The following is a 1,416-nucleotide window of genomic DNA, read 5'->3' as shown; positions in this document are numbered from 1 at the left end:
AGATGCCGTAATGGGCCGGCCGCCTGGGCTTGGGCGGTAGGGCGGCTGTCCCTCAGAGTGATGGTGTGTGGAACGGGGTCCGAACGGGTCGGCCCCAGGCATCATCGAGGGACAGCCATGGAGTACTATGCCGGGATCGACGTATCGCTGAAAGACAGCAGCGTGTGCGTGGTGGATGGCGGCGGCAAGATCGTGCGCGAGGCCAAGGTTGCGAGCGAGCCGGAGGCGCTGATCGCCTGGTTTGGCGGCCTCGGCCTGGAGGTGGCGCGGATCGGGCTGGAGGCCGGTCCCTTGTCGCAATGGCTCCATGCCGGGCTGAGCGAGGCGGGGTTTGAGGCGGTGCTGCTCGAAACCCGCCACGTGAAGGCGGCGCTTTCGGCCATGACGGTGAAGACCGATCGGAAGGATGCACGCGGCATCGCCCAGCTGCTTCGGATGGGCTGGTACCGCCCGGTGCATCGGAAGTCGCCCGGGGCCCAGGAGGTGCGCGCGCTGCTGGTCGGACGCAAGCTGCTGCAGAGCAAGCTGCGGGATGTTGAGCTCAGCATCCGCGGCATTCTGCGGGGCTTCGGCTTCAAGGTAGGCGAGGTCAGCAAGGCAAAGTTCGCAGCCCGGATCCGGGAGCTCGCAGCCGGCCATGAGATGCTGGAGACGGTCACCGGCGCGATGCTGACGGCGCGAGAGGGTCTGCTGGCGGAGTTCATGCGGCTGCACCGGCGCATGCTGGCGATCGTGCGCGCTGATGAGGTCTGTCGGCGGCTGATGACGGTGCCAGGCGTGGGGGCGCTGGTGTCGATCACCTTCAGGACGGCGGTGGACGATCCGCGCCGGTTCAGTTCATCCAAGGCGGTAGGCGCGCATTTCGGGCTCACGCCGAAGCGCTACCAGTCGGGCGAGACGGACGTGACCGGTGGGATCAGCAAGGTGGGCGACGCCATGGTGCGCACCGCACTCTATGAGGCCGCCAATGCGGTGCTGAGCCGCCCGACGCGCTTCTCCGCGCTCAAGCGCTGGGCGATGGAGGTTGCCAGGCGCCGGGGCCTGAAGCGGGCCAAGGTGGCGCTGGCCCGTAAGCTCGGGAGCGTCCTCCATCGCATGTGGGCCGATGGCACGGAGTTCCGCTGGGGCAAGGAGGCGCAGGCAGCCTGATACAGCGCGGAGAGGATGGAGCTTCGGGCAGGACGGGTCAGTCCGATCCTGCTCGTCTGAGGTCCCGTCGCCGGGACGCGGGAGGCAGTGAGGCCGGGAGTAGTGCTGTGGAAACCCCCTGGGGCGAACCACGCGTCTTAGATTGGCCCGCTGGCTCCTTTCTGACCGCATGATGTGGCGGCCTCGTGCCGACCACGGACGGAAGCATGACACCGGCGACGTGGTACTCACTCGAGGGGCTTGACGCCCGAAGGCCCATTACGGAAG

1 protein-coding gene is annotated in these 1,416 nt (G+C 67.8%); it reads left to right on the top strand.

Annotated features, from left to right (window positions below; genetic code table 11):
* Positions 1–117: 117 nt before the first annotated feature.
* The gene (locus tag BUB97_RS25355) at positions 118–1,149 is read left to right on the top strand and encodes an IS110 family RNA-guided transposase (RefSeq protein WP_073140731.1); all 1,032 of its coding nucleotides are present in this window, start codon (positions 118–120) and stop codon (positions 1,147–1,149) included.
* The last annotated feature ends 267 nt before the right edge of the window (positions 1,150–1,416 follow it).

It is taken from the genome of Muricoccus roseus (assembly GCF_900141905.1).
In the GTDB taxonomy this organism is placed as follows: domain Bacteria; phylum Pseudomonadota; class Alphaproteobacteria; order Acetobacterales; family Acetobacteraceae; genus Roseomonas; species Roseomonas rosea.
The sequence above is the reverse complement of the archived record's forward strand: the minus strand, read 5'-3'. Positions and strand labels throughout refer to the sequence as shown.